At 71.0% G+C, this 893-nt stretch carries 2 protein-coding genes; both read left to right on the top strand.

All coding sequences use genetic code 11. The features are described from left to right. A partial coding sequence (locus Pma05_RS42145) for a hypothetical protein (RefSeq protein WP_203863149.1) occupies positions 1-258 on the top strand: 258 nt, incomplete at its 5' end. Positions 259-578: 320 nt separating this feature from the next. Then, a partial coding sequence (locus tag Pma05_RS42140; RefSeq protein WP_203863148.1) for a hypothetical protein occupies positions 579-893 on the top strand: 315 nt, incomplete at its 3' end.

Below are 893 nucleotides of genomic sequence, written 5' to 3'. Positions count from 1 at the left end.
TCCCTCGATCTCTTCCGAAGGCTGGGCGACCGTCGCGGCGAGGCTGTCGCCCTGGCGCAACTCGGCGACACCCAACACATCACCGGCGACGTGACCGAGGCGCGACGATTCTGGCGGCAGGCGCTGGAAATCCTCGACCACCTGGGCCACCCCGAGGCCGACGAGGTCCGCGGCAAGCTCGCCGGCCTGGGCGTCGTACCCGAGAAGTCCGCCACCGGGCCGGCCCGTGAGGATCCGGCGGCACCGGGCGAAACCTGATCGGGAGACCGGGACCGCAACCGCCGTCAGTGCTCCAGCACTTCCCAATGACGCTCGTCCAGGCCACGCGTCCCGCCCGAACCGCCGCCGGGCCGAAGCCACCGCTGACGGCCGACGTCATCGATACGTAAGCAGGAGTGCAGGCTACTCCGGGACAGTGGCCTCGCCGGGCGATTCCCGGTGTTGTGTGCCGCCGCGGATCGGCAACAGAAACCGCTGGAGGTTGTAGTGGAAAGAACTCAGGTTGTCTCCGGAGCCCCGGCGGACACCCGTCGGCGGGCGGCGGGTTCCCTCCCGTCGGGGCCGGGGAAGGTTCGACGGTGACGATGATCGGGTCGGATAGCTGGGCCGGCGTCGGGTCGTGGCAGTCGCCAACCGCCGGGTATGACGGATGGGCCGACTCCCGCGCGGTTCGGATCACCGTCGACGACGCCGGCCGGGTCTCCGAGGTGGAGTTGCATCCGCGCTGGTTGAGCCTCGTCGGTGTGGACGGGTTGCCGGGCGCGCTGAACGAGGCGCTCACTACCGCCCGGATGTCCCGACTCGAGGTCCAGCTCCGGGAGCTGGACGACGAGCCTGCACCGCCGGCCGGGATGGGCGGGCACTCGCCGCCTCAGGCCCTCGGGACCGACGAC

Origin of the sequence: Plantactinospora mayteni, from assembly GCF_016862935.1 — a bacterium.
In the GTDB taxonomy this organism is placed as follows: Bacteria; Actinomycetota; Actinomycetes; order Mycobacteriales; family Micromonosporaceae; genus Plantactinospora; species Plantactinospora mayteni.
This window is presented reverse-complemented; position numbering and strand designations above follow the sequence as displayed.